The sequence below is a fragment of the Mycobacterium sp. NGS50 genome (genome assembly GCF_059812545.1).
In genome coordinates, this window is the sequence record NZ_JCALCW010000011.1 from 120,775 (window position 1) to 145,332 (window position 24,558).

21 protein-coding genes are annotated in these 24,558 nt (G+C 67.2%); 4 read left to right on the forward strand and 17 right to left on the reverse strand.

Going from position 1 to position 24,558, the window contains the following annotated elements:
- Positions 1-29: 29 nt before the first annotated feature.
- On the reverse strand, positions 30-467 hold the full coding sequence (locus AC5Y36_RS10320) for an Hsp20/alpha crystallin family protein (RefSeq protein WP_500040786.1): 438 nt from the start codon (positions 465-467) through the stop codon (positions 30-32).
- A 235-nt stretch (positions 468-702) separates the two neighbouring features.
- Between AC5Y36_RS10320 and nirB the strand changes: the two genes are divergently transcribed.
- Positions 703-3,291 (forward strand): nitrite reductase large subunit NirB, encoded by a 2,589-nt coding sequence (nirB, locus tag AC5Y36_RS10325; RefSeq protein ID WP_500040787.1) that lies wholly within the window; start codon positions 703-705, stop codon positions 3,289-3,291.
- Positions 3,288-3,677 carry a nitrite reductase small subunit NirD gene (nirD, locus tag AC5Y36_RS10330; protein WP_500040788.1) on the forward strand — a complete coding sequence of 130 codons (390 nt, stop codon included), beginning with the start codon at positions 3,288-3,290 and terminating at the stop codon, positions 3,675-3,677. The genes nirB and nirD overlap by 4 nt, the downstream gene beginning before the upstream one ends.
- A 22-nt stretch (positions 3,678-3,699) precedes the next feature.
- Here nirD and AC5Y36_RS10335 read toward each other — a convergent pair whose 3' ends face one another.
- From AC5Y36_RS10335 to ligD, 14 genes are all read right to left on the reverse strand, one after another.
- Complete coding sequence (locus AC5Y36_RS10335) at positions 3,700-4,389, reverse strand: sirohydrochlorin chelatase (RefSeq protein ID WP_500040789.1); 690 nt, start codon at positions 4,387-4,389, stop codon at positions 3,700-3,702.
- Positions 4,386-5,528, reverse strand: a complete 1,143-nt coding sequence (locus tag AC5Y36_RS10340) for a uroporphyrinogen-III synthase (protein WP_500040790.1) — start codon at positions 5,526-5,528, stop codon at positions 4,386-4,388. Before AC5Y36_RS10340 ends, AC5Y36_RS10335 begins: the two co-directional genes overlap by 4 nt.
- Positions 5,529-5,605: 77 nt before the next feature.
- Complete coding sequence (locus AC5Y36_RS10345; RefSeq protein WP_500040791.1) at positions 5,606-7,027, reverse strand: MFS transporter; 1,422 nt, start codon at positions 7,025-7,027, stop codon at positions 5,606-5,608.
- 127 nt (positions 7,028-7,154) lie between these two features.
- Positions 7,155-7,472, reverse strand: a complete 318-nt coding sequence (locus AC5Y36_RS10350; RefSeq protein WP_500040792.1) for a DUF732 domain-containing protein — start codon at positions 7,470-7,472, stop codon at positions 7,155-7,157.
- A 24-nt stretch (positions 7,473-7,496) separates the two neighbouring features.
- Positions 7,497-8,870, reverse strand: a complete 1,374-nt coding sequence (locus AC5Y36_RS10355) for a PPE family protein (RefSeq protein WP_500040793.1) — start codon at positions 8,868-8,870, stop codon at positions 7,497-7,499.
- Positions 8,871-8,887: 17 nt separating this feature from the next.
- The gene (locus AC5Y36_RS10360; RefSeq protein ID WP_500040794.1) at positions 8,888-10,141 is read right to left on the reverse strand and encodes a PPE family protein; all 1,254 of its coding nucleotides are present in this window, start codon (positions 10,139-10,141) and stop codon (positions 8,888-8,890) included.
- A 292-nt stretch (positions 10,142-10,433) separates the two neighbouring features.
- The gene (locus AC5Y36_RS10365) at positions 10,434-11,591 is read right to left on the reverse strand and encodes a sodium-dependent bicarbonate transport family permease (protein WP_500040825.1); all 1,158 of its coding nucleotides are present in this window, start codon (positions 11,589-11,591) and stop codon (positions 10,434-10,436) included.
- Positions 11,592-12,042: 451 nt separating this feature from the next.
- The gene (locus AC5Y36_RS10370; protein WP_500040795.1) at positions 12,043-13,425 is read right to left on the reverse strand and encodes a nitrate/nitrite transporter; all 1,383 of its coding nucleotides are present in this window, start codon (positions 13,423-13,425) and stop codon (positions 12,043-12,045) included.
- Positions 13,426-13,524: 99 nt separating this feature from the next.
- Positions 13,525-14,301, reverse strand: a complete 777-nt coding sequence (locus AC5Y36_RS10375) for a class I SAM-dependent methyltransferase (RefSeq protein WP_500040796.1) — start codon at positions 14,299-14,301, stop codon at positions 13,525-13,527.
- A 14-nt stretch (positions 14,302-14,315) separates the two neighbouring features.
- Positions 14,316-14,861 carry a GNAT family N-acetyltransferase gene (locus AC5Y36_RS10380; RefSeq protein ID WP_500040797.1) on the reverse strand — a complete coding sequence of 182 codons (546 nt, stop codon included), beginning with the start codon at positions 14,859-14,861 and terminating at the stop codon, positions 14,316-14,318.
- Positions 14,862-14,871: 10 nt separating this feature from the next.
- Entirely contained in the window at positions 14,872-15,768 is an 897-nt protein-coding gene (locus tag AC5Y36_RS10385) for a 5-oxoprolinase/urea amidolyase family protein (RefSeq protein WP_500040798.1), read from the reverse strand.
- A gap of 28 nt (positions 15,769-15,796) precedes the next feature.
- Positions 15,797-16,447 (reverse strand): 5-oxoprolinase subunit B family protein, encoded by a 651-nt coding sequence (locus AC5Y36_RS10390; RefSeq protein ID WP_500040799.1) that lies wholly within the window; start codon positions 16,445-16,447, stop codon positions 15,797-15,799.
- Between the two features lie 87 nt (positions 16,448-16,534).
- Entirely contained in the window at positions 16,535-17,503 is a 969-nt protein-coding gene (locus tag AC5Y36_RS10395) for an ABC transporter substrate-binding protein (protein ID WP_500040800.1), read from the reverse strand.
- Positions 17,504-17,541: 38 nt separating this feature from the next.
- Positions 17,542-18,765, reverse strand: coding sequence for a non-homologous end-joining DNA ligase (ligD, locus tag AC5Y36_RS10400; RefSeq protein ID WP_500040801.1), 1,224 nt, complete (start codon positions 18,763-18,765; stop codon positions 17,542-17,544).
- A gap of 57 nt (positions 18,766-18,822) precedes the next feature.
- Here ligD and fadD2 point away from each other — a divergent pair, with 57 nt between their 5' ends.
- Complete coding sequence (gene fadD2 / locus AC5Y36_RS10405; RefSeq protein ID WP_500040802.1) at positions 18,823-20,493, forward strand: long-chain-fatty-acid--CoA ligase FadD2; 1,671 nt, start codon at positions 18,823-18,825, stop codon at positions 20,491-20,493.
- A gap of 151 nt (positions 20,494-20,644) precedes the next feature.
- A complete protein-coding gene (locus tag AC5Y36_RS10410; protein ID WP_500040803.1) occupies positions 20,645-21,532 on the forward strand; it encodes a type IV toxin-antitoxin system AbiEi family antitoxin in 888 nt (295 codons plus the stop codon).
- A 175-nt stretch (positions 21,533-21,707) separates the two neighbouring features.
- Here the strand turns inward: AC5Y36_RS10410 and AC5Y36_RS10415 are convergent, their stop codons facing one another.
- Both AC5Y36_RS10415 and AC5Y36_RS10420 read right to left on the reverse strand, forming a co-directional pair.
- Entirely contained in the window at positions 21,708-22,214 is a 507-nt protein-coding gene (locus AC5Y36_RS10415) for a DinB family protein (RefSeq protein WP_500040804.1), read from the reverse strand.
- Positions 22,215-22,309: 95 nt separating this feature from the next.
- Positions 22,310-24,496 carry an acyl-CoA dehydrogenase family protein gene (locus tag AC5Y36_RS10420; protein ID WP_500040805.1) on the reverse strand — a complete coding sequence of 729 codons (2,187 nt, stop codon included), beginning with the start codon at positions 24,494-24,496 and terminating at the stop codon, positions 22,310-22,312.
- Positions 24,497-24,558: the final 62 nt, after the last annotated feature.

The following is a 24,558-nucleotide window of genomic DNA, read 5'->3' on the forward strand; positions in this document are numbered from 1 at the left end:
CATTTGCGTCTTTTCGCGGGGCCCGCGCGCTACTTGGTGATCGCGATCTTCTGCGCCTGGGTTCCGGCGTATACACCGGCAACCCGCACGGTCAGCACACCCGCGTCGTAGGACGCCGAGATGGCGTCGCCGGTCACATGGGCGGGCAACGTGAAGGACCGGCGGAATGAACCGTAGCGGACCTCGCGCAGCGTGCGACCGGCCTCATCGGTCGTCCGCTCATCGCGGCGCTCCCCATGCACCACCAGACGTCCGCGGTCCAACTCCACCTGGACGTCCTTGTCGACGTCGACACCGGGCAGTTCCAGGCGCACGACGGCGTCGTCGCCGTCCTTGTCGACGTCGGCCGCCGGATGGAATCCCTCGGCGAGCGGCTTGTACCAGTCACCGACGGCTGCCGGTCCGAACGCGTCGCGTACCCAGCGGTCAGTGTCGAAACGTCGTGCCCGCAGTGTCAGGTTGCTCATCGATCTCTCCTCGTTTGTGACGACCGACCGGGTGTCGGTCCGCTACCCGTACAAACATGAGTGGAGGTCGCTTAAGTTCCGCATGGAGTCAGCTGTGAGCGAACGTCGCGGCCCGCCGCAAATGTGAAGGGCCCCACAACTACTGACAGCCGAATTACATCTGGGTGAGTGCCTCGTAATCTGGACGTCACACGGCGCGACATTGCCGCAATATCGGCTACTTACCCTTCGTCTCATGGCCATCACCGAGAACCATGCTGCCGGGCGCGACGTTGTCGTGGTCGGTCACGGCATGGTGGGCCACCGGCTGGTCGAGGCCCTGCGCGCCCGTGACACCGGGGGCCGGTGGCGGGTCACCGTGTTGGCCGAGGAATCCGACGCCGCCTACGACCGGGTCGGGCTGACGGCCTATACCGAGAGCTGGGATCGCGACCAAATGGCGTTACCCGGCAACGATTACGCCGAGGACGAGCGGGTCCGGCTGCTGCTGAGCACCCGGGTCACCGAGATCGACCGGGCGAACAAGACGGTGCTGGCCGCCGACGGAACCCGGTACGGCTACGACAAGCTGGTGCTGGCCACCGGGTCCTACGCTTTCGTCCCGCCGGTGCGCGGCCACAACCTGCCCGGCTGCCACGTCTACCGGACCCTCGACGACATGGACCGCATCCGTTCCGACGTGCAGGCCGCCCTGGACGGTGGCCACACCAGCGCCGGCGTGGTCATCGGCGGTGGGTTGCTCGGCCTCGAGGCCGCCAACGCGCTGCGCAGCTTCGGGATGACCCCGCACGTCGTCGAGAAGTCGCCCCGGTTGATGTCGCAGCAGGTCGACGAGGCCGGCGGTGCGCTGTTGGGCCGGATGATCACCGAACTGGACATCGTCGTGCACACCGACACCGGCCTCGAGGAGATCGAGCAGGTGACGCACGCCGACGGCACCAGCACGCTGGAGGTGCGGGTGATCGAGGACGGCACCGAGGGCATCATCGAGGCGGGGCTGGTGATCTTTGCCACCGGTGTGCGGCCGCGCGACGAACTGGCCGCCGAGGCGGGGATCACCCTCGCCGCCCGCGGCGGCGTGCTCACCGATCTGTCTTGTGTCACCAGCGATCCCGACATCTATGCGGTTGGCGAGGTCGCCGCGATCGAAGGCCGGTGTTACGGCCTGGTCGGTCCGGGCTACACCAGCGCCGAGGTGGTGGTCGACCGGTTGCTGGCCGGCGGCGCGGAGTTCCCCGAAGCCGACCTGTCCACCAAACTCAAGCTGCTCGGTGTCGACGTCGCAAGCTTCGGGGACGCCATGGGCACCACCAAAGACAGTCTGCAGGTGGTCATCAACGACGCGGTGAACCAGACCTACGCCAAGCTGGTGCTCTCCGACGATGCCAAGACGCTGCTGGGCGGCATCCTGGTCGGTGATGCATCCGCCTACGGGATTCTGCGTCCGATGGTCGGCTCGCAGCTTCCCGGTGATCCGCTCAGCCTGATCGCGCCCGCCCAATCCGGCGACGGTGCAGCAGCATTGGGCATCGGCGCGCTGCCGGACTCCGCGCAGATCTGCTCGTGCAACAACGTCACCAAGGGCGACCTCAAATGCGCGATCGCCGACGGCTGCGGCAGTGTGGCCGACCTGAAAACCTGCACGACGGCCGGCACCTCCTGCGGGTCGTGCATCCCGCTGCTCAAGCAACTGCTGGAAGCCGAAGGCGTCGCGCAATCCAAGGCGCTGTGCGAGCACTTCAGCCAATCCCGCGCCGAGCTGTTCGAGATCATCTCGGCGACCGAGATCCGCACCTTTTCCGGCCTGCTGGAGAAGTTCGGCACCGGAAAGGGCTGCGACATCTGCAAGCCCACCGTCGCGTCGATCCTGGCCTCCACCAGCTCCGAGCACATCCTCGATGGCGAGCAGGCGTCGTTGCAGGATTCCAACGACCACTTCCTGGCCAACATCCAGCGCAACGGCAGCTATTCGGTGGTGCCGCGCGTCCCCGGCGGTGACATCAAACCCGAGCACCTGATCCTGATCGGCCAGATCGCACAGGAATTCGGGCTTTACACCAAGATCACCGGCGGCCAGCGGATCGACATGTTCGGTGCGCGGGTGGACCAGCTGCCGGAGATCTGGCAGCGGTTGGTCGACGCGGGCATGGAATCCGGTCAGGCGTACGGCAAGTCACTGCGCACCGTGAAAAGCTGTGTCGGCAGCGACTGGTGCAGATACGGCCAGCAGGACTCGGTGCAGATGGCCATCGACTTGGAGTTGCGCTACCGCGGTCTGCGGGCGCCGCACAAGATCAAGATGGGCGTGTCGGGGTGTGCGCGGGAATGCGCGGAGGCCCGCGGCAAGGACGTCGGGGTGATCGCCACCGAGAACGGCTGGAACCTTTACGTCTGCGGCAACGGTGGGATGACACCCAAACACGCCCAACTGCTGGCCAGCGACCTCGATGATGAGACGCTGGTGCGCTACATCGACCGGTTCCTGATGTTCTACATCCGCACCGCCGACCGGTTGCAGCGCACCGCGCCCTGGCTCGAAGCGCTCGACGGCGGACTGGAGCATCTGCGCGAGGTCGTCTGCGACGACTCGTTGGGCTTGGCCGGGGAATTCGAGGCGGCGATGGCCCGCCACGTCGCCGGCTACGAGTGCGAGTGGAAAGGCGTCCTGGAGGACCCGGCCAAGCTGTCGCGGTTCGTGTCCTTCGTCAACGCCCCCGACACCGCCGACGACACAGTGACATTCGTCGATCACAACGGCCGCATGATTCCGACCCCGGTGCCGATCGGCATGCCCCGGGTGCGCGACAAGAAGGAGGCGTCATGACCCTACTCGACGACAGGACCGCAGTGCCGTTCTCGAATGGGACGGCTTGCAACGACCCGGCATGGACCGCTGCGTGCGCCTACGACCACCTGATCCCGGGACGAGGCGTCGGGGTGCTGCTGGCCGACGGGTCACAGGCGGCGTTGTTCCGCCTCGATGACGGAACCCTGCACGCACTGGGCAACATCGACCCGTTCTCCGGCGCGGCGGTGCTGTCCCGCGGCATCGTCGGCGACCGGGCCGGCCGGTCGGCGGTGCAGTCGCCGATCAAGAAGCAGGCGTTCGCCTTCGACGACGGCCGCTGCCTCGACGACCCCACGATGGGTGTGCCGGTGTACCCGACCCGGGTGGTCGACGGCTACGTCCAGGTGGGTCGCGCCGCCTGATCGCTATCCGGCGGCGCCGCGGCTAGATCCGCGCGAGATTGCGCTGGTTCGCGGCGTGGAACTTCTCGGCGATCAACGTCGCCAATCGGGGATGGGTGCCCAGCGGTTCGCTGACGACGTCGGCGCCGCTGTCCCACAACTGCTCCTGGAACAGCCCGTCGGCCAGCAGGTAGGACGCCACCACGACCCGCCGTGCGCCTCGGGCACGCGCGGCGGCAACCGCTTCGGGCACACTGGGCCCGCCGGTGGCGGCGAACGCCAGATCCACCGGGGAGCCGATCAGCTGCGCAAGCATCCCCGCCGTGCTGCGCAGGTCGGCGCGCGCCACCGCGTCCGAGGTTCCGGCCGCCGCGAGGATCACCGCGTCGCCTGGCCGCCAGCCTGATTCGATCAGTCGCTGAACGACGATGCGAACCACCTGTCGGCTGGGCCCCAGGGCGGGGGTGACGGTCACATCGGGGTGCCCGCTGGCCGCGACATGGGCGGGTAGATCGGCGCGGACGTGGTAGCCGCGGGACAGGAACGTCGGCACCACGATCGCCGGATGACCGGTAGCTGCCGCCAGAACGTCGCTGGGGGTGGGGCCGAGCACATCGACGAAGGCCACCTGCACGACGCGGTCCAGGTGCCGGCTGACGCGCTGTGCCAGATCGCCGATCATGGCGACACCACCGGGTTTACGGGTGCCGTGGGCAACCAGAATCACACTCATGCCGCGCCCGTTGCCTCATCGATCGCCAGCCGGTAACCGCGCTTGACGACGGTGGTGATGATCCTCTTGTCGCCCAGGGTGGTTCGCAGCCGCAGCATCGCCGTTTCCACTGCGTGGGTATCCGAGCCGTTGCCCGGCAGGACGCGCAGCAGGTTGCCACGGCTGACGACGGCGCCCGGCTGGTGCGCCAACGCCTGCAGCACGGCCATTCCGGACGGGGACAGCGGCTTGACCTTGTCGTCGACGAAGACGCAGGTACCCCGAATCTCGATGCGGTGTCCGGCGGCGTAGACGGTGTGGGTCCGCAGCAGGGGCAACTCGTCGATGATGTGACGGGCCAAGGCGCCGAGCCGCATCCGCTGCGGCGACGACGCGGGGATACCCAGCAGGCTCAGCGGGCGGGCGGTGACGGGTCCTACACACATCGCGCGCACTTCGGTGCGCAACGCGTCCAGAACGCGGTCCCCGATGCCCAACTCGTGGGCCCGGCGCATCAGGGATGCCGCGGCCGGCGCCGAGGTGAACGCGACGGCGTCGAATTGCCGCTGTGCGATACCGGCGACGATCTGATCGAATGCGCCACCGCGGGGGGCCGGCAGCCAGCGGTACACCCGAATGGGCACGACGTCAGCACCGGCGGCGAGTAGACCGTCGAGCAGCTCGGGCGCCGGGTCCGAATCCACGCTGCCGTGCATCTGCAGCGCGATGCGTTGCCCGGTGACACCGGATTTCAGCAGGTAGCGCAACACCTCGGCGGACGACTCGGATTCCGGTGACCACTCCTCGGGCAGCCCGGCGGCACGCAGCGCGCCGGTGGCCTTCGGCCCGCGGGACAGAATCCGGACCCCGGCCAGTGCGGCGATCAGATCGGTTGCCAGGCCCCACCCGTCGGCGGCATCGATCCAGCTACGGAAGCCGACGGCTGTGGTCACGATCAGCATGTCCGGCGGCTGCGCGATCAGCGCCTCGGTGTTGCGATGCAATTCGTCGTCGTCGGGCAGATTGATCATGGTGATCGCCGGTGCGGCAGCCACTGTCGCGCCGTAGCGGCGCAGCAGGGTGCACAGCTCCTCGGCGCGGTGGGCAGACGTCACCGCAACCCGGTAGCCGGTGAGCGAAACCTGATCGGGCTGGCTCATAGAAGAGGTTTACGCCCGCGGTGTTTCGCCGCTGTTACCGGCCAATTGCCGCCGCGTTGCCTATTGGGCGCGGCTTGTCACAGCCGGCTGGCCGCGACTTCCGCGGAGGACGCGGACGGCACGGCGGGCGCCGTGACCGGACGCCGCACATAGCGACGCCACGTCAACACCGATGCGGCCACGTAGGCGGCCATGAAAACCAGATACGCCGACGTCTCCGAACCGGTGCTGGCGTAGGACTGCCGCAGCGTCAGGTTGATCGCCACACCGCCCAGGGCGCCGACGGTGGCGGCCAGCCCGATCAGGGCACTGGCGTGGGTGCGGGCCCAGTGCTGCCGTTGGGGTTCACTGACATCCAGCGAACGGCTGCGTGCCTCGAAGATCGACGGGATCAGCTTGAACACCGACCCGTTGCCCACGCCGGCCAGGATGAACAGCGCGATGAAACCGACGATGTAGCCCACCAGGGTCAGGGTGTGCGTTTGGCCGTTGATGTGGTTGGGGCCGTGCATGTGATCGTCATGGACACTCAGCGCGACCAGCAGCCCGGACGCCACGATCATGCCCACGAACACCGCCAGGGTTACCCGGGCGCCGCCGACCCGGTCGGACAGCTTGCCGCCGACCACCCGCGCCAGCGATCCCAGCAGCGGTCCGACGAACGCGACCTGCAGGGTATGCAGCGACGCGACCCCGGGGCTTTGCCCCATCGCCTCGAAGTTGACGTGCAACACCTGGCTGAACGCGAACGCGAACCCGATCCAGGACCCGAATGCGCAGGTGTAGAGCAGTGTGACCACCCAACTGTCCGGGACCGACAGGATCGAACGGATGTGGCCCACCTCCAGGCTGTGGTCCAGGTTGTCCATGAACAAGGCCGCGGCGATCGCGACGACGGTGAGGAACACCAGATACACCGCGCACACCCAGTACGGCTCGCGGTTACCCGCGGTGGACAGCACCAACAGCCCGACCAGCTGCACGACCGCCACGCCGAGGTTGCCGAAACCGGCGTTGACACCCAGCGCCCAGCCTTTGAGCCGCTGCGGGTAGAAGGCATTGACGTTGGCCAGCGATGCGGCGTAGTTGCCGCCGCCGAGTCCGGTCAGCGCAGCGCAGGCCAGATACGGCCACAGCGGCAGGCCGGGATGGGCGAGCAACACGATCGTGCCCACGGCCGGGATCAGCAGCACCAGCGACGACAGCACCGTCCAGTTACGGCCGCCGAACTTCGCGATGCCCAGCGTGTAGGGGATGCGCACACAGCCGCCGACCAAGGTCGCGGTGGCGCCGATCAGCAGCTTGTCGCCGGGGGTGAAGTGGTAGATCGGTTCGGGCATGAACAACGCCATCACCGACCACAGCGACCAGATCGAGAACGCGACGTGGTCGCCGGCGACCGTGCAGATCAGGTTGCGCCGGGCGATGCGGCTGTTGCCGGCCTCCCACGCCCCGGTGTCTTCCGGATTCCAGTCGGCGATGTGGTGCGAGCGCGTCAATGAAGTCTCCTCGGTCGTCCCTGCTGTGGCCACGCGGCGGCGAGTGACCGGCGCGACTGTAATGGGGCCGACTTGGAGGCGGCGGGGAGAAATCTGGGAGTTAGATGTACGTTAGTGAACGGCGGCGTCAACTAGCCGACGTCAACTGCTGGGGACAGTAGAAGCGTGCCGAGAGTGCCGCGAACTGGGCCGCCCCGTCGGTGCTGATCGCCGGGTTGTGGTGTTTGAGATCGGACAGCAGCTGAAGCCCCGATTCGCCCCCGCTGATCAAGCCACATACCGATTGGGCGGCCGAGATGACCTGACCGGGGTCGCTGTAGGTGATGCCGGCGCTGCGCAACGAACCGAGGAAGGCTGCGTCGGTACTCTCGCCCGGCTCGGCGTGGGCCGGTGCGGACAGCATCACCAGCGTGGATGCGGCCAGTAGTGCGGACAGTATGCGCATGGGTTCCTCCTCTTTCGCGGTGAACTAGCCCAACAGGGACGTGGATGCGGCGGATGGTGTTGGCTTGCTGCGGGTCAGGTGCACGGCGTGATTGCCGGGCTTCTTCGCCAGTTCGGCGACCAGATCGTCGAGGCCGGCCTCGTCGACCTGCCAGTGCTGCACCTTTTCCGGCCGTCGCTGCAACTGGGCGAGTACCTCGTCGAGTTTGACCGGCGCCTTGTCGTCGGTTCCGGCCGAACTGCGGGTCAGCACACGAGTTCCGGGGTTGACCCGCGGTGCGGTGCCGCCCATCGCGCCGCCGGCCATGCTTCCCAGCGCCGCGGCGGGCAGCAACCCGGTGCCGACACCCATCGCCGGGGCCGCGGCGACCGCGCTGCCGGGCAACATCGAGCTGGCCAGCCTGATCGCCGGTGTGGCGCTGGCCCAATTGGGCGGCACCGACAGGCGTCCCACCACGGAGGCTTCCCCCACACCCGCCGAGGCGGTCGGGACCGCGCTCGACGAGAGACCGGATCCCAGGCCGAGGCCGGCACCCAACGATGATTTCGGCAGCTCGACCGGTGTCGGCGGCTGAAAGAACGTCTTGAACTGGACCATGCCCAGGTTGGGGGCGCTCATCGAGTCGTTAGCCAAGGTGGAGAACTTGGTTACCGACGCCAGCGTCGAGAAGCTGCTCGAATACATCGATCCTGCAGCAGGATTCCCGGTCAGGCTGCCCAGCAGGTTGCCCATCTGGGTGTTGTAGCCGGTGGTCGCTGTGGCCATGTTCTGCAGGAACTCCTGAATCTGCGACATGATCGACTGCACGCCGGTAGCGCCCGAGGTGCCGGTGTTCTGCGCCGCGGCGGCCGCTTGGGCGGACAGCCCGGAACCGCTGGTGGTCTGCGGTGGCGTAGTGAACTCGGTCAGCTTGGTGGCCGACGCCGATGCAGCCGCATAGCCGGACATGGCGGCGGCATCTTGCGCCCACATCTGTCCGTACTGCGCTTCGGTGGCCGCGATCGCAGCAATGTTCTGCCCGAATATGTTGGTGGCCAACAGTGTGGCCAGCTGGCTGCGGTTGGCCGCGATCGCCTCGGGCGGCACTGTCGCCGCGAACGCCGTGTCGTAGGCGGCCGCGGCAGCCATCGACTGCGCGGCGGCCTCCTTGGCCTGCGCCGCGGTACTGGACAGCCAGGCCACGTACGGCGCCACCGCGCCCGCCATCGACATCGACGACGGGCCTTCCCACGGACCGTCGACCAGCCGGGAAATCGCGTCGCTGTAAGCGGTTGCGGCGGAGGACAGCTCGGCGGACAGCGCGTCCCAGCCAGCAGACGCGGCTCGGAGCGAACCGGCGCCGGGACCGGAATACATTCGCGCAGAGGTTATCTCCGGCGGCAACATCCAGAAATCCATTGTCATGCCCCTTGTCTTCAGTCCTCGGGCGGTATCACGATGATGTTGACCGTGGTCGGATCGTCGGCCGCGTCGAGGGCGGTGACGGTGGCCCCGAGCACACGGCCGCTGGACTGCACGACGGTGCGTGCAGCGGTACCGCTGAGTGCGCGTCCGGCCAGGCTGGAGAGCGCCATCTCGGTGAATGCGCCCGTCTGGCCGCCGGACACGATGGCCGGGGCGACGCTGAGGCCGGCGCCCGGCATTGCCACCGCTGCGGTATTCGCGGCCGGGACCGCCGCGGCCCAGTTCGTGGGCACCGACAGCCCACCGACCAAACCGGCGCCGCCGATCGTTCCGGACGCCGATGAACCCGCCGACACCAGGGCCGGTGACTGCAGGGAGATGTATCCGCCCGAAAGCGGTCCCAGCCCACCGACAATCGGCTTGGGCCCGGCGAGCAGGGCGTTGACGCCGGGCACATTTTGCGCCAGGCCGAGGATCTGCGTGGCGGTCAGCCACCAGCCGCCGGGGATGCCCGCCAACCCGACCGGGCTGTAGGCCCCGGTGAGGTTCGACGCGATGGTGGAGGTACTGGACAAGACCGATTCCAGCCATGACGGCGAAGTCGTTGTGGTGCCGGCCGTCGACGCCGCCTGCAGAGTGCCGGGAATCGTTATCTGGGAAAGCGCCGATTGCACACCGGTGCCCGCCGACGTTCCGGCGCTTTGGGCGGTAGCCGCACTCTGGGCGGCCAATCCGCCCTCATTGGTCGTCTGCGGCGGCGGGCTGAATGCCGCCAGTTGGGTGGCGGTCGAGGACGCTCCGGCATAGGCGTACATCGCCGCGGCGTCCTGCGCCCACATTTCGGCGTAGTGAAATTCGGTGGCGGCGATCGCTGGTGTGTTCATCCCGAGGAAGTTGGTTGCGACCAGCGTCGCCAGCAAGGATCGGTTGGCGGCCACCACCGGCGGTGGCACCGTCGCCGAGAAGGCGGTCTCGTAGGCCGCCACTGCCGCCCTGATCTGGCCGGCGGCGAGTTCAGCCTGAGCGGCCGTGCCGCCGAGCCACGCGATATACGGTGTGGCCGCAGCGGCCATCGCCTCCGATGACGGGCCTGACCATGCACCGCTGAGGATTCCGGCGATGGTCGCATCGTAGGAGGACGCGGCCGAGCTCAGCTCACCCGCGAGGTCATCCCAAGCCGTTGCGGCCGCCAGCAGCGGTCCCGGACCCGGGCCGGAATACATTCTGCTCGAGTTGATTTCTGGCGGTAATGCTCCGAAGTCCATATCAGTTAACCCCTAACTGCTCCGAAAAGCCCGTCGCTGCAGGTCATTCGGAACTGACTAATGCGATTGTGGTATCTCGGTATTCGCGTTCCGTTGCGGCCAGATGATGAACAGGTAAAGAGGAAATCACCGGCGCTGCGCCTATTTGATTGATAGGGAAGGAATTGGATTGCAGGAAACCAAGAAAAGCCCAAACGTTGCGGACAAAGGGGTGGTCTACGATCCCCTGTTGCGCCACGGCCGATGTCGGCGGCGAAGCGGGAATCCCAGGGTTTGTTTCATGGCGGCCTCGCTATACCGGGAACCAGTGCTGGACGATATGAGAGAGCGCCATGTAGAGCGGAATACCGATGGTGACGTTGTAGGAGAATGTCAACGCCAGCGATGCAGCCAGTGGCAGTGAGGGACTCGCTTCCGGGATCGCCAGCCGTTGAACCGCGGGAACGGCGATGTAGGACGCGGCCGCGCAGAGCACCGCAAAAAGCAGGTACGTCCCGGGGGCAAACGGCGTATTGGTTAGGCCGGCGTAGGCGTGCGCGGTGATGATGCCGAGCATCGCGAAGATGTTGGGTGCCAGCAGGCCGAAGGCGATGAAACCGCGACCGGCGTACCGCAGGTCCTTCATCTTCTGTGCGGCGGTCATGCCCATCTCGAGCAAGAACAGGCACAGCGCACCTTGGAACGGTGCGACGAAGAATGGGTTGGCGTCGTGCACCACCTTGTCACCCTGAAGTCCGCTGATCAAGCCGATCATGATGCCGCCGAAAAGCAGACACAGGCCGGGATTCAGCAATACCTCGCGCAGCAGTTCGGGTGAAAGTAGCGGCTGGCGCGCATTGCCTCGACCAGCGGCGGCGGGGCGGGGTGCTGTTTCGATCTTGAATGTGCCTGCACGTCCGGCGGCTGCGCCGAGGCTAGCCGGTACACGCCGCTCATCAGGCATGTACCCGTCGGCGTCCAACCCGCGGTGTCGCAGTCGAGCGGCGAGATAGAGCGCCACCAGACAGCCGGGGATCTCCATCACCGCCAACATCACCGGCATGTAGGCGTCGAACGCGATTCCGGCAGCGGCCAGCACGCCCACGCAGGTGGCGAAGGTTCCGGCGGAATCCGATCCGTAGTACCCGGCGATGGTCGCCCTGTCGATCCGGCGGAGCGAGGTCATCCGGTTGAGCAGCAGGTAGGCGGTGAATCCGATCGACAGATTCAACACGAAGCCGACGGCGATGAAGCCGACGACGCTGCCGATGCTGGACGGTTTGATGGCAGCGAGCTCTTCACCACCGTGCCAGCCGATGGCGAGCAGCAGATACATGGTCAGGCCCTGATAGATGACCTGCGGAAACTCGAACTTGACCCGCAACGACCGCATCAGGAAGCCGAAATAGAAGAACAGCAGCAGCGGCTTGAACAGGTTGTGCCGGAAGTTGTTCCAGAACTCGAGAAGCATCAGCACCTCTCAGTCCGGGCCATGACCTGGCGACATCGCGAGTGTGTCGTCGACCCTGCCGCGTCGTTGTTAGTAGTCACGTGCGTCTCCTAATTTCGAACGAGCATACGCAACACTGGTTGTGCGGTGGCTCCATTAACGCTGGACGTCTCCTGTGAATGCTGCGAGCGCCGAACAGCGGCCGGGAAACGGGGACAGCAGCAGCGGCCGCGACGGCTCCGCGACATTACGCAAATGAGTGAATTAGGTTGCTACGCATGGGCTATGACACGGCATGTGCATGCCGATCGGTGTTTCCGGGCGGGCTTGCTACGAGCCCCGGTTGCGCCACTGGTTATTGCGCCGGGCTTGTAAATAAGCGACGACGTCCGGCTGTGTCATGCATGCCGGCACCCTTGAGTTCGAAGTCACGAGGTGGCTCCCCTCGTCGGATGCACTGCACGCATGGATATCACACCCGTGCCAGAGCGAGCCTGCCCTCGTGTACCGAGATCGGCCGGCGTACATACCGCGCCCAGGTCAGCGTGGCGGCGGCCAGGTAGAACACCAGAAAGATGACGAACGCGGTGGTTGCCGACCCGCTGGTGAGATACGACTGGCGCAACGCCAGATTGATACCGACACCGCCCAGCGCCCCGATAGCTCCGGCGAGCCCGATCAGCGCCCCCGCCATCGCGCGCGACCATTGCTGACGTTCCGGTTCGGTCAGCGGCAGCGATCGGCTGCGGGCCTCGAAGATCGACGGGATCATCTTGTAGACCGAACCGTTGCCGATCCCGGACAGGATGAACAGGGCGACGAACCCGAGGACGTACCCGAGCATCTCGACGCCGGTCACCGCGGCGCCGGTGTGGTTGATGCTGATCGCGACTAGCAGGCCGGCGGCCACGATCATGCCGGCGAAGACCGCGACCGTGACTCGGCCCCCGCCCACCCGATCCGCCAGTTTCCCGCCGTAGACCCGCGCAACCGAGCCCAGAAGCGGGCCGATGAACGCGATCTGGGCGGCGTGCAGCGACGCGGCCGATGCGCTTTGGCCACCGGTGGCGAAATTGATCTGCAGCACCTGCCCGAAAGCGAAGGAGAAGCCGATGAACGAGCCGAAGGTGCCGATGTACAGCAGAGCGACCACCCAGGTGTCGCGTTCGGACAGGATTGACCGCATCGCGGTGAGGTCGATGCGGTGGTGGTCGAGGTTGTCCATGTAAAACGCGGCACCGATACCGGCGATGGCCAGCAGCACCAGGTACACCGCGCCGACCCAGTACGGTTCCCGGTTGCCGGCGAGGGCGATGACCAGCAGGCCGACCAGCTGGATTACCGGGACCCCGATATTGCCGCCTCCGGCATTGAGGCCCAGCGCCCAGCCCTTGAGCCGCTGCGGGTAGAACGCGTTGATGTTGGTCATCGACGACGCGAAGTTTCCGCCACCGAGTCCGCATAGCGCGGCACACAACAGGTACGGCCACAGCGGCAGCCCGGGATGGGCTAGCAGCCACAGGGCGCCCAGCGTCGGAATCAGCAATGCGAACGCCGAGCACATCGTCCAATTTCGGCCGCCGAAGGTGGCGGTGGCCAGCGTGTAGGGAATGCGTAGACATCCCCCCGCCAGGGTGGCGGTCGCGGCCAGCAGGAATTTGTCACCGGTGGAGAAGCCGTAGACGTCTTCCGGCATGAAAAGCACCAGAACCGACCAGATCGTCCAGATCGAGAAGCCGACATGTTCGGCGACCGTCGACCAGATCAGATTGCGACGGGCGATGTCCTTGTTGCCGGCCTCCCAGGCGACGGCGTCTTCGGGATTCCAGCCGGTGATGAGGTGCGTGCGGGGCATGCGGCCACGTTAGGAAGGCGATGTTGCCCGGATGCTGCCTGCGGTCACCGCCCGATGAACATCAACTCACCGGGATAACCGGTGTGAGGGTGAGCGCCGTCAGTCGACGCGAGTGGCGTGCACCACAGTGAACGGCAGATGCACCCGTTCGTCGGCGAGCAGCGGCGCAATGGTCGTCATCCGGGAGAAGCTCTCCCGCATCTGTGCCACGCGGGCCGCTCCGAACTGCTGACGAACCTCCTCAGGCAGGTCGTCTGGTGCAGCGCCGAATCCGGCAGTGTTGGCCAGATACGTCGTGGGGCCGAGGAAATCGATCCGCCAACCGCTGCCGCCCAGGGTGTCGCGAAGGTCGGATTCTGCGACCGCCATGTTCGGCGCGACAACCCCGTTGACGTTGCCGTCGGAGAAGCAGAACAGGTGCAGACGAGCGCCGGTGCGAGTCAGCCGATGCAGTCCGGCGGCATAGGCGCGGCGGCCGTCTTCGTCGAGGCAGTGATACAGCGCGCTGTCGATGACGGTGTCAAAGCGTCCGTCGTAGCCGGTCAGGTTCGTGGCGTCGGCGACAGCGAAGGACACCGTGACACCCGCCTCGGCGGCCCGGGTGCGGCAGCGCTCGATCGCTGCCGGTGAACCATCCAGCCCGGTTACCGAATACCCGCGGGAGGCAAGGAAGATCGCGTTGTCACCAAGCCCGCAGCCGACGTCGAGAACCTCGCCGCGGATCGCGCCGACAGCTTCCAACTCCATCAACCGCGGCTGCGCCTGGCCGACATCCCAGGGGATGCCGGTGGGCGCGGGCAGACCGGGCAGGGTCGGCTCACCGCGGTAGAGGCGGTCGAATCGTTCCGGATCAGGTTTGAAGTCGGAGTCGCTCACCCCCACGACGCTACCTACCAGATGGTGCCGTCGCGCCAGTCGCAGGTCAGCGCCATCGTGGGATCCAACTCAGCCGTGACGGGCAGCACGAACACCGTCCCGTCGGCGTCCGGGGTATCGGTCCGCCCGCTCGGCGCCAGTACCGACGTCGCGCCACGCCACGGCAACCAGCCGCGAGAAGAGTAGATGCGGCTGGTGAACCCCGCCGAGCTGAGCGCACCCAGCTGATAGGCGCCGCGGATCACCTGTTCGCACGCATCCAGCACCGCGGTGGCCATTCCCTGCCCCCGCCAGTCCTCTTGCACCGCAACGGCTTCCACATAGCCGCAGCGAAGTGAGGCACCGGCGTGGAGCAGTCTGCGTTGGACCACGGCGCCGTGGGCGATCAGCGCGCCACGATGCCAGATGAGGGCATGCATGCCGCCCAGCGCGTGCTGCCAGTCGGTGTCGGTGAACTCACCGCCGTACGCCTCGACAAGCATCCGATGGGTGCCGCGGCGGGTTTCGTGGTCGAGATCGGCGGTGTGGACCAGGCGGGCGGTGTAGATCTGGCTGTGCACACTCTTTGGTCTACCAGCTGGGGCGTCCCGACGGGAGACTCCGCGGCCGCGACCAGTGCAGCCGCACGTACTGGCCGGGCCGGATCTGGGCCAGCTTGTCGACGTCGTCCTCGGTGACCACACCCACCACCGGATAGCCGCCGGTGACCGGATGGTCGGGCCCGAGGATAACCGGCAATCCGTTGGGCGGCACCTGAATCGCACCGCGCATCGCGCCTTCGCTGGGCAACTGGCGGTCCGGCCAACGGTGCTGCAACGGGCGGCCCTCCAGCCGCATCCCGACCCGGTCGCTGTGGTCGGTGGCCATCCAGATGGTGTGCACCAGGGCGTCGGGGTCCTCCAGCCAGTCGTCGCGCGGCCCGGGCACCACCTGCAGGTCCAGCACCCCGCCGTCCTCGATGGCGGCCACCGGCGCCTGCTCGAGCTCGGGATAGCCGGTGGTGTGTTCACCGACCGTCAGTACATCGCCGGCCCGCAGCGGCAACGGGCCGATGCCGGCCATCACGTCGTAGCTTCGCGAGCCCAGCACCGGCGCCACGTCGATGCCGCCCCGCACCCCCAGATAGGTGCGCAACCCGGCATACGGGGTACCCAGCGAAATCACCTCACCGTCGCGGACATGCTGGATGCTGTTGGTGCCGAAGACAACTCCATTGACGCTGGGGTCGGTGTCGGCGCCGGTCACCGCGACGTCGACGTCGCCGCCACGGACCCGGACCGAGAATCCACCGAACATCACCTCGATGGTCGCGCGGTCGTCCGGATTGGCCACCAGGCGATTGGCCAAGGTGTGCGAGCGCCGGTCGGCCGCACCGGAGCGGCTGACGCCGAGATGGGCCTGCCCGTCACGGCCGAGATCCTCGACCAGCGCCAGCGGTCCGGTACGCAGGATTTCCAAGGTGGTCACAGCCTTCTCCTCCCAGTGTGTCCGGCGCCTACACGGCCCGGAACTGGACCCAGCGTCCAGGGGTCAGCAGCGCCGGTTCGGGTCGGTCGATGTCCCAGAGCACCGCATCGGTGTGCCCGATCAACTGCCAGCCGCCGGGGGAGCGGCGCGGGTAGATGCCGCTGAACTCCCCGGCCAGCCCGACGGCGCCGGCGGGTACCGCGGTGCGCGGCTCCGACCGTCGCGGTATCACCAGTCGCGGGTCGCCACCGATCAGGTAGGCGAAGCCCGGGGCGAATCCGCCGAATCCCACCTGCCACGGAGTCGCGGTGTGCGCGTTGATGACTTGGGCGATCGTCAGCCCGGTGTAGTCGGCCACTTCGGGCAGATCGGCGCCGTCATAGACGACGTCGATCACCACGTCCACCCGGTCCGCGGGCGGCGCGGTGGGTGTGGTGGCGGGATCGACCCGCAATTTCCGCAGCCGCTGCCTGGTCGCCTCGCGGTAGCGGGCGGCCTCGAGCTTCACCAGCACGGTGCGGGATGCGGGGACGATGTCCACCACGCCGGGCAGCGCCGCCTCACGCAGTGCTGCCGACCACGCCAATACGTCGGCGGTGCTGTCGAACTGCAGCAGCAGCGCCCTGTCGCCGTAATCAAGGACGGATTCGGTCACCGTCAGATCTGTTGCCACGCTCATTCATCGACGCTACCGCCGAGTAACCAGGCGCGGCCAGGAATTTTCGAACACTGCCAGAGGTGCCTTACTCAATGCTCAGAGGGGGCGTCAGCGGGCGAGCGCGGCGATCAGTGGCGGCAGCTGATCGGCCACCAGCGGGTAGCTCAGCGGGGAGGCGAAAGCGATCGCGGCACCCAGATCACCGGTGGTGAAAATGCTGCGATCTGCCAACGGCGCGACCTCCGGGTCCGCGAGCAGCGCGGCCTTGTCGTCGTCGCCCTCGGTCGTCCAGATCAAGACCTCGACACCGCCGAGCACGTTCTTGAGCTGATCGTGCGGGATGACGGCGCGCTGCCCCGCGGCGAACGAGTTGGCGGCCTCGCCGATCGTCAGACCCATCTGGCTCAAAATTCCGGTGCGCCAGCCCATCACCGCGACCGCATTGCCGCGCTCGAGCCGGCCTTCCAGCAGCAGGGCTTTCTTGCTTTTGAAAGCGGGGTGGGCCTTCGCCACCGCGGCGAACTTCTGGTCGACCCCGTCGACCAGGGATTTCATCTGGTCGGCCTGAAACACCGCCGTGCCGATCGCGGTGGCCTGGTCGTGCCACGGCTCGAAGAAGGCCTCGCCACCGGACTGCGGGATCGTCGGGGCGATCGCGGTCAGCTTCTGGTAGGTGTCGGCGTCGACCCCGGCGTCGATCGCCACGATCAAATCGGGTTTCAACCCGGCGATCTGATCGAGCTGAATCCCGTTGTCCAGGTTCAACACCACCGGCCGGGCATCGCCGAGCTTGGGCTGCGCCCACGGCCACGTCGCGAACGGCTGATCCCCGAACCAGTTGGTCACCGCGACCGGAACCACACCGAGCGCCAGCAGGAAATCCTGTCCGGTGTACCCGGCGCTGACCACCCGCTTCGGCGGCTCGGGAACGGTGGTCTCCCCGAAGAGATGCGTGACGGTCACCGGCCCGTTGCCGTCGGGTTTGCCGGCCGGCTTGTCCGACGAACATCCCGCCGCCACCAGCAGCCCGGCCGCCCCGGCGACACCGAAGAACCCCCGCCGACTCAACTGTCGCATCGCGTGAGATTAGCTGGTTTCCGGATGCAGGTCACGGCCTACGGGTGCGGCCGCTGACTGCCGGTATAGCCCTCCCAGGGGCTGTAGTCGGCGATCAACTCCTCCTGCGGCGGCCGCTGTTCGGCCGGCACGTGCTGCAGGTTGATCCGGATCCGGTACCAGATCGAGCTGGGCCCGCGCATTCCGTCGACGAGGACGTCGGCCGGCTGCAGCTGCTCGGCCACCGTGGCGTGGCGCTGGCGCCAGCGGTCCAGTGCGGCCAGCGCCTCGTCGCGGGTTTTGGTGCGGGCGATCTCGATCAGCGGCATTGTCGACTGCCGACGGCCGGCGCCTTTGGGCGCCTTCTCGGCGGGGCCGAGCTCCTCGGCGAGGGCCAGCAGCGGGTTCAGGCCGCCGGCGCTCGCATCCATCCCCGCCCACGGGTCACCGAGGGCGGCGAACCGGTCCGGCACGGTATCCACCGTGAATGCCTCCGGGCGGCAATCGGGCACCTCGTGCCAGTGCAGTGGGGTCGACACCCGGGCGTCGGGCGTCGCGCGCACCGAATACGCCGATGCCACGGTGCGATCCTTGGCGTTCTGGTTGAAGTCCACAAAGACCCGGGTGCCCCGCTCCTCCTTCCACCAGCGGCTGGTGGCCAGGTCAGGGGCCCGGCGCTCGACCTCGCGCGCCACCGCCTCGGCGGCCAATCGCACCTTGGTGAACGGCCAGTCCGGGGTGATTCGGGCGTAGACATGGAAGCCTCGCGACCCGGACGTCTTGGGCCAGCCGGTCAGCCCGTGTTCGGCCAGCACGTCGCGCACGACCATGGCGGCGTCGACAATCTGCTGCCAACCCACGCCGGGCATCGGGTCCAGGTCGATCCGCAGCTCGTCCGGGTGGTCCAGATCGCCGGCGCGCACCGGGTGCGGATTGAGGTCCACGCAGCCGAGATTGACCGCCCACACCAGGCCGGCGGCATCGTGGATGACGGCCTCGGCCGCCGAGGTGCCCGACGCGTAGCGCAGTTCGGCGACGTCCACCCAGTCCGGTCGGTTGCCGGGTGCGCGCTTCTGAAAGATCGCCTCCACGGCGATCCCCTTGACGAAGCGTTTGAGGATCATCGGCCGATCCGCCACGCCGCGCAATGCTCCCTCGGCGACCGCGAGGTAATAGCGGATCAGATCCAGTTTGGTTCGGCCCGACTCGGGAAAGATCACCTTGTCCGGATGGGTGATCGCAACGCGGTGTTCGCCCACCTGCAACGATTGCGGACCGGTCATGAGCTCGATGGTAGGTTTCCCGGCCGAACTGCGACGGCTGTCACATATTGTGAACGCATGCCTAACCTCTTTGACCTGCCCGGGCAGGTTGCGGCCAAACTCCAGGTGCTGAGCGATCGCGGATCCGCCGAGCTGCACTACCTACGCAAGATGATCGAATCCGGCGCGCTCAAGCTCGAAGCGCCGCAGGTGCTGGCGGCCGCGGTCGCCGACGCGGTGCGCTGGGGGGAGCTGGGCATGATCCCGGCCCTCAACGCCCGCCGTACCCCGAACCGCACCGCGGTCATCGACGACGAGGGCACGTTCACCTTCAAGGAACTCGACGATGCCGCGAACGCCGTCGCCAACGCGCTGGTCGCGATGGGGGTGCGCGGCGGCGACGGGGTAGCGATCCTGGCCCGCAACCACCGCTGGTTTTTGATCGCGAACTACGGGGCCGCCCGGGTCGGCGCCCGGCTGATCATGCTCAACAGCGAGTTCTCCGGGCCGCAGATCAAGGACGTGTCTGAACGCGAGGGCGCCAAGGTCATCATCTACGACGACGAGTACACCGCCGCCGTTGCGCAATCCGATCCGCCGTTGGGCAAGCTGCGGGCGCTGGCCACCAACCCCGACACATCCGAACCCTCGGGCAGCACCGACGAGACACTGGCCGAGGTGATCGCCCGCAGCAGTACCGCGCCCGCCCCGAAGGCGACCAAGCACGCGTCGATCATCATCTTGACCTCCGGCACCACCGGCACCCCCAAGGGTGCCAACCGGGGCGCTCCGCCCAGCCTCGCCCCGATCGGCGGGATCCTTTCGCATGTGCCGTTCAAGGCGGGCGAGGTGACGTCGTTGCCGTCGCCGATGTTCCACGCACTGGGCTACCTGCACGCGACGCTGGCGATGTTCTTCGGGTCGACGCTGGTGCTGCGCCGCCGGTTCAAGCCGGCCACCGTGCTCGAGGACCTGGAGAAGCACAAGGCCACCGCGATGGTCGTCGTCCCGGTGATGCTGTCGCGGATCCTCGACCAGCTGGAGAAGACCGAGCCCCGCCCGGATCTGTCCAACCTGCGGATCGTGTTCGTCTCCGGCTCGCAGCTGGGCGGCGAGCTGGCCAGCCGGGCGATGAAGGACCTCGGACCGGTGATCTACAACATGTACGGCTCGACCGAGGTGGCGTTCGCGACCATTGCCCGGCCCCAGGATCTGCAGTTCAACCCGTCCACGGTCGGGCCGGTGGTGCGCGGTGTGAAGGTCCGCATCCTCGACGACAACGGCGACGACGTGCCGCAGGGCCAGGTCGGACGCATCTTCGTCGGTAACGCGTTCCCGTTCGAGGGGTACACCGGTGGCGGCGGCAAGCAGATCATCGACGGGCTGCTGTCGTCGGGGGACGTCGGCTATTTCGACGAGCGCGGCCTGCTCTATGTGTCCGGGCGCGACGACGAGATGATCGTCTCCGGCGGCGAGAACGTCTTCCCCGCCGAGGTCGAGGATCTGATCAGCGGACACCCCGACGTCATCGAGGCCACCGCGCTCGGCGTGGACGACAAGGAGTGGGGTGCGCGGCTGCGTGCCTTCGTGGTCCGCAAGTCCGACGCCACCGTCGACGAAGAGGGCATCAAGCTGTACGTCAAAGAACACCTGGCCCGCTACAAGGTGCCCCGCGAGGTCGTGTTCCTCGACGAGTTGCCGCGCAACCCCACCGGCAAGATCCTCAAGCGCGAGCTGCGCGAGCTGTAATCGCCCGGGCAACTCACCCTTCCCGGCGAGCAGACGCAAACTCGCACGATCGAGGGTCAGATCGTGCGAGTTTGCGTCTGCTCGGCGTGCTGTCCACGGGCCGAAGGCGGGGTGACTGGCCGACCCTGGGTGAGCTGGCCACACTTCAGGGATGCATGCCGCGGCCTTGGCGCTATTGCGGGACGCGGGCGGGTTCGCCACCACAGCGCAGTTGCTGACCGTGCTGACCCGCCAGCAACTGGACGTGCAGGTGAAACGGCGCGGCCTGATCCGGGTATGGCGTGGCGTCTACGCCGCGGCCGAGCCCGACCTTTTGGGACGCCTTGCGGCACTCGACCTTCTCATGGGTCAGCCGACGGTGGCCTGTCTGGGAACGGCCGCACGGTTGTACGGATTCGACACCGAAAACACCTCGGCAATACACATTCTGGACTCCGGCACCCGGATGCGGCCAACGCTGGGGCTGATGGTCCATCAACGACGGGGGGCCGAACTGCGGCTGGTCTCAAGTCGTCGTGCAACAGCGCCGGCGTGGACCGCAGTAGAGGTCGCGCGCCAGCTTCCGCGCCCGCGGCTATTGGCAACCCTCGACGCCGCATTACAGTCGGGCTGGTGCAGCACCGATGACCTTGAGCGGGCGGTACGTGCGCAGTGGGGTAGACGCGGCATCATCGCGGTTCGTGAGCTGGCACCGTACGCCGATGGGCGGGCGGAATCGGCGATGGAAAGCGAAGCGCGGCTGGTGATGATCGATTACGGTGTGCCCTTGCCCGAGCTTCAGTACGAGATCGCGGGTCGCGACGGCGCGGTATACCGCGTCGACTTTGCCTGGCCAGAAGCACGTTTGGTGGCAGAGTACGAGAGCGTGGAATGGCATGCCGGCCGATACGAGATGATCAGGGACAGGATGCGCCTCGGGTACGTGCAAGAGGCCGGTTGGACGGTCGTACCCATCGTGGTCGACGACGTGCGACGCTACCCCGCTCGCTTCGTGGACCGACTCAACAGACACTTGACGCGTGCCCGCGCGGCCAGCTGATGGCGCTCGCGAACTGCTGCGCGTCTGCTCACGAACAGGGGCCCAACATCCGGCGAGTGTGCGGTTTGGTACGCATTGAGCGGCGTGTTGGGTACCAATCCGCACACTCGGTCAAATTTCATCCTCTATCCACGGGGCGAAGCCCCCTGGATAGCTGCTCCCGAGCAGGGGCGGTTCAGCCGTCGAAACCGGTTGCGCCGTCCAGTTGTTCGCGAAGAACATCGATCTGCCCACAGTGACGGGCTGTCTCCTCGATCATGTGCACGTAGATCCAGCGCAGCGACACGCGGCCGAGTCGGCGGTGCGGCACGGTGTGCTCCAGCGAGTACTGCGCAGCGATCCGGCGCGACTGCGCACATTGCTGCTGATACTCGGCGACGAACGTGGCCATCGATTCGTCGGGCAAGAACTCGAACTCCCACTCCCGCTCATGGAGTCGACGGTTGTCATCCCGGCTTTCCTGCAACAGCTGGTCGAACCAGCCGTACTCGGCCCAGCGCAGATGCTTGACCAGACCGCCCACGGTCGTGGCCGAGGCGACCAGCCGACGGCGGGCGTCGGCGTCGGAGAGCCCGGACACCTTGCGCGCCACGATGTCTCGATAGTCGTCCAGGAAGGATTCCAGCGTCTCCCGCTCGTCGCCATCAGCACGGTCGCGGCGGATGGGCGGTACCTCGGGCATACCGCCGACGCTAGCGAGGCGGCCGAGCAGACGCAAAGTCGCATGATTCCGGCCGGAATCATGCTACTTTGCCTCTGCTCGCGGCGCTGGTGCCCCTAGGGATCGCGCGGCAGTCCCAGCAGTCGCTCGGCGATGATGTTGAGCTGCACCTCCGAGGTGCCGCCGTAGATGGTGGTGGCCCGGCTCATCAACAGATACTCCGTCCACTTGCCGGGCAACTGGCTGCCGTCACCGATCGCGGCGTCCGCGCCGAAGGAGGACACCCCGAATTCGGCGTAGCCCTGCCCGGTTCGCATCGACAGCAGCTTGGAGATGGCCGCCGCCGGCATCGGGTCCCCGCCGGCCAGGGTCAGCAGCGTCGAGCGCAGGTTGAGCAACTTGGCGGCGTGGCCCTCGGCGATCAATTGCCCGGCCCGATGCTGGGCGACCTGGTCGAAGCTGCCGTCGCGGACGAACTCCACCAACTGGTCCAGGCTGGCCAGGAACGGCATCTCGCTGCCGCCGATGGACACCCGTTCGTTGGTCAGCGTGTTGCGGCTGACCTCCCAGCCGCGGTCCACCTCGCCGAGCACCATCGAGTCGGGGACGAACACGTCGTCGATGAACACCGTGTTGAACATCGCTCCGCCGGTGAGCTCCCGCAGCGGCGATACCGTCACCCCCTCACTCTTCATGTCGAGCAGGAAGTAGGTGATGCCATTGTGTTTGGGAGCGGCGGGGTCTGTCCGGGCCAGCAGTGCACCCCAGGCGGAGAACTGGGCCGCCGAGGTCCAGATCTTCTGCCCGGTGATCCGCCAGCCGCCGTCCACCTTGACGGCCTTCGTGGTCAGGCTGGCCAGATCCGATCCGGCGCCCGGTTCGGAAAACAGCTGGCACCAGATCATCTCGCCACGGAACGTCGGCGGCAGGAAACGCTGCTGCTGCTCGTCGGTGCCGTAGCTCACGATCGACGGGATGATCCACGCCGCGATACCCATCTGCGGGCGCTGCACCCGTCCGGTGCTGAACTCCTGGGCGATGATGATCTGCTCGACCGGGCCCGCGCCGCGGCCCCAGGGCTTGGGCAGGTGCGGCTGCACCCACCCGCCTTCGGCGATCGCGACAGTGCGCGCCTCGCGGGGGATCTCCTTGAGCGCAGCCACCTCGGCGCGGATCGCGGCCCGTAGCTTTTCGGTGTCGGGGTCCAGATCTATGTCGACCTTGCGCATCCCGCCGCCGGTTGCGGTGTCCACGACCCGTTGCGGGTAGCTGGCGCGCCGGCCGAATGAGGCGGCTAGGATCAAGGCGCGCCGGTAGTAGACGCCGGCATCGTGTTCCCAGGTGAAGCCGATACCGCCGTGCACCTGGATGCAGTCCTGGGTGCAGCGTTGAGCGGCGGCCGGAGCCAAGGTCGCGGCGACGGCGGCGGCGAACTCGACCGCGGATTCGGCTGCGTCGCCGCCTTCGTCGATGGCGCGGGCCGCGTCCCATACCGCCGCGGTGGCCCGTTCGGTGTCGGCAATCATCTCGGCGCACTTGTGTTTGATGGCCTGGAACTGGCCGATCGGCCGGCCGAACTGTTCACGGATCTTGGCGTATCCCGCTGCGGTGTCGGTGGCCCAGCGTGCGACCCCGACCGCCTCTGCGGACAACAACGTGCCGATCAGTGCGTGGGCGGCGGCGCTGCTCAGACTGCCCAGCACGGCGTCGTCGCCGATCTCGACGGCGTTGGCGCGCACATGGGCGATGGGACGCAGCGGGTCCACGCTGGGAACCGGCTCGATCTCCAGTTGGTCGGCGCGCAGCAGCACCCACTCGTCGCCGCTGTCGATGGCGACCGGCAGCACCAGCAGGGAGGCCTGCGCGGCGCCGGGTACCGATCGCGCTTCGCCGCGAATCACCAACCCGGCTCCATGACGGGTCGCGGTCAACGTCGATTCCTGCGCGTAGGCACCGATCGTGGCGCCGGAGGCCAAGTCGGCCAGCACCGACGCGTTCGGGTCGTGCGCGGCGATCAACGCGCCGGCGATCGCCGAGGGGACGAACGGCCCGGGGACGGCGCCGTAACCGAATTCGGCCAGCACGATGGCCAGCTCCAGGATGCCGAACCCCTGTCCGCCAACCGATTCCGCCAGATGCACACCGTGCAGGCCCTGCTCGGCAGCGGCCTGCCAGTACGGCGGCGGATTGCTGATCGGTGTTTCCATCGCCGCGTGCAGCACCTCCGACGGTGCGACCCGCGCCACCAGGGACCGCACCGATGCGGCTAGGTCTTGATGCTCGGACGTAATCGCAATGGGCATTGGCTTGCCTTCCCCTTTGAAGTTCGTGCCAGACCGTACCGAATAACCGGTGGGTTGGGAGC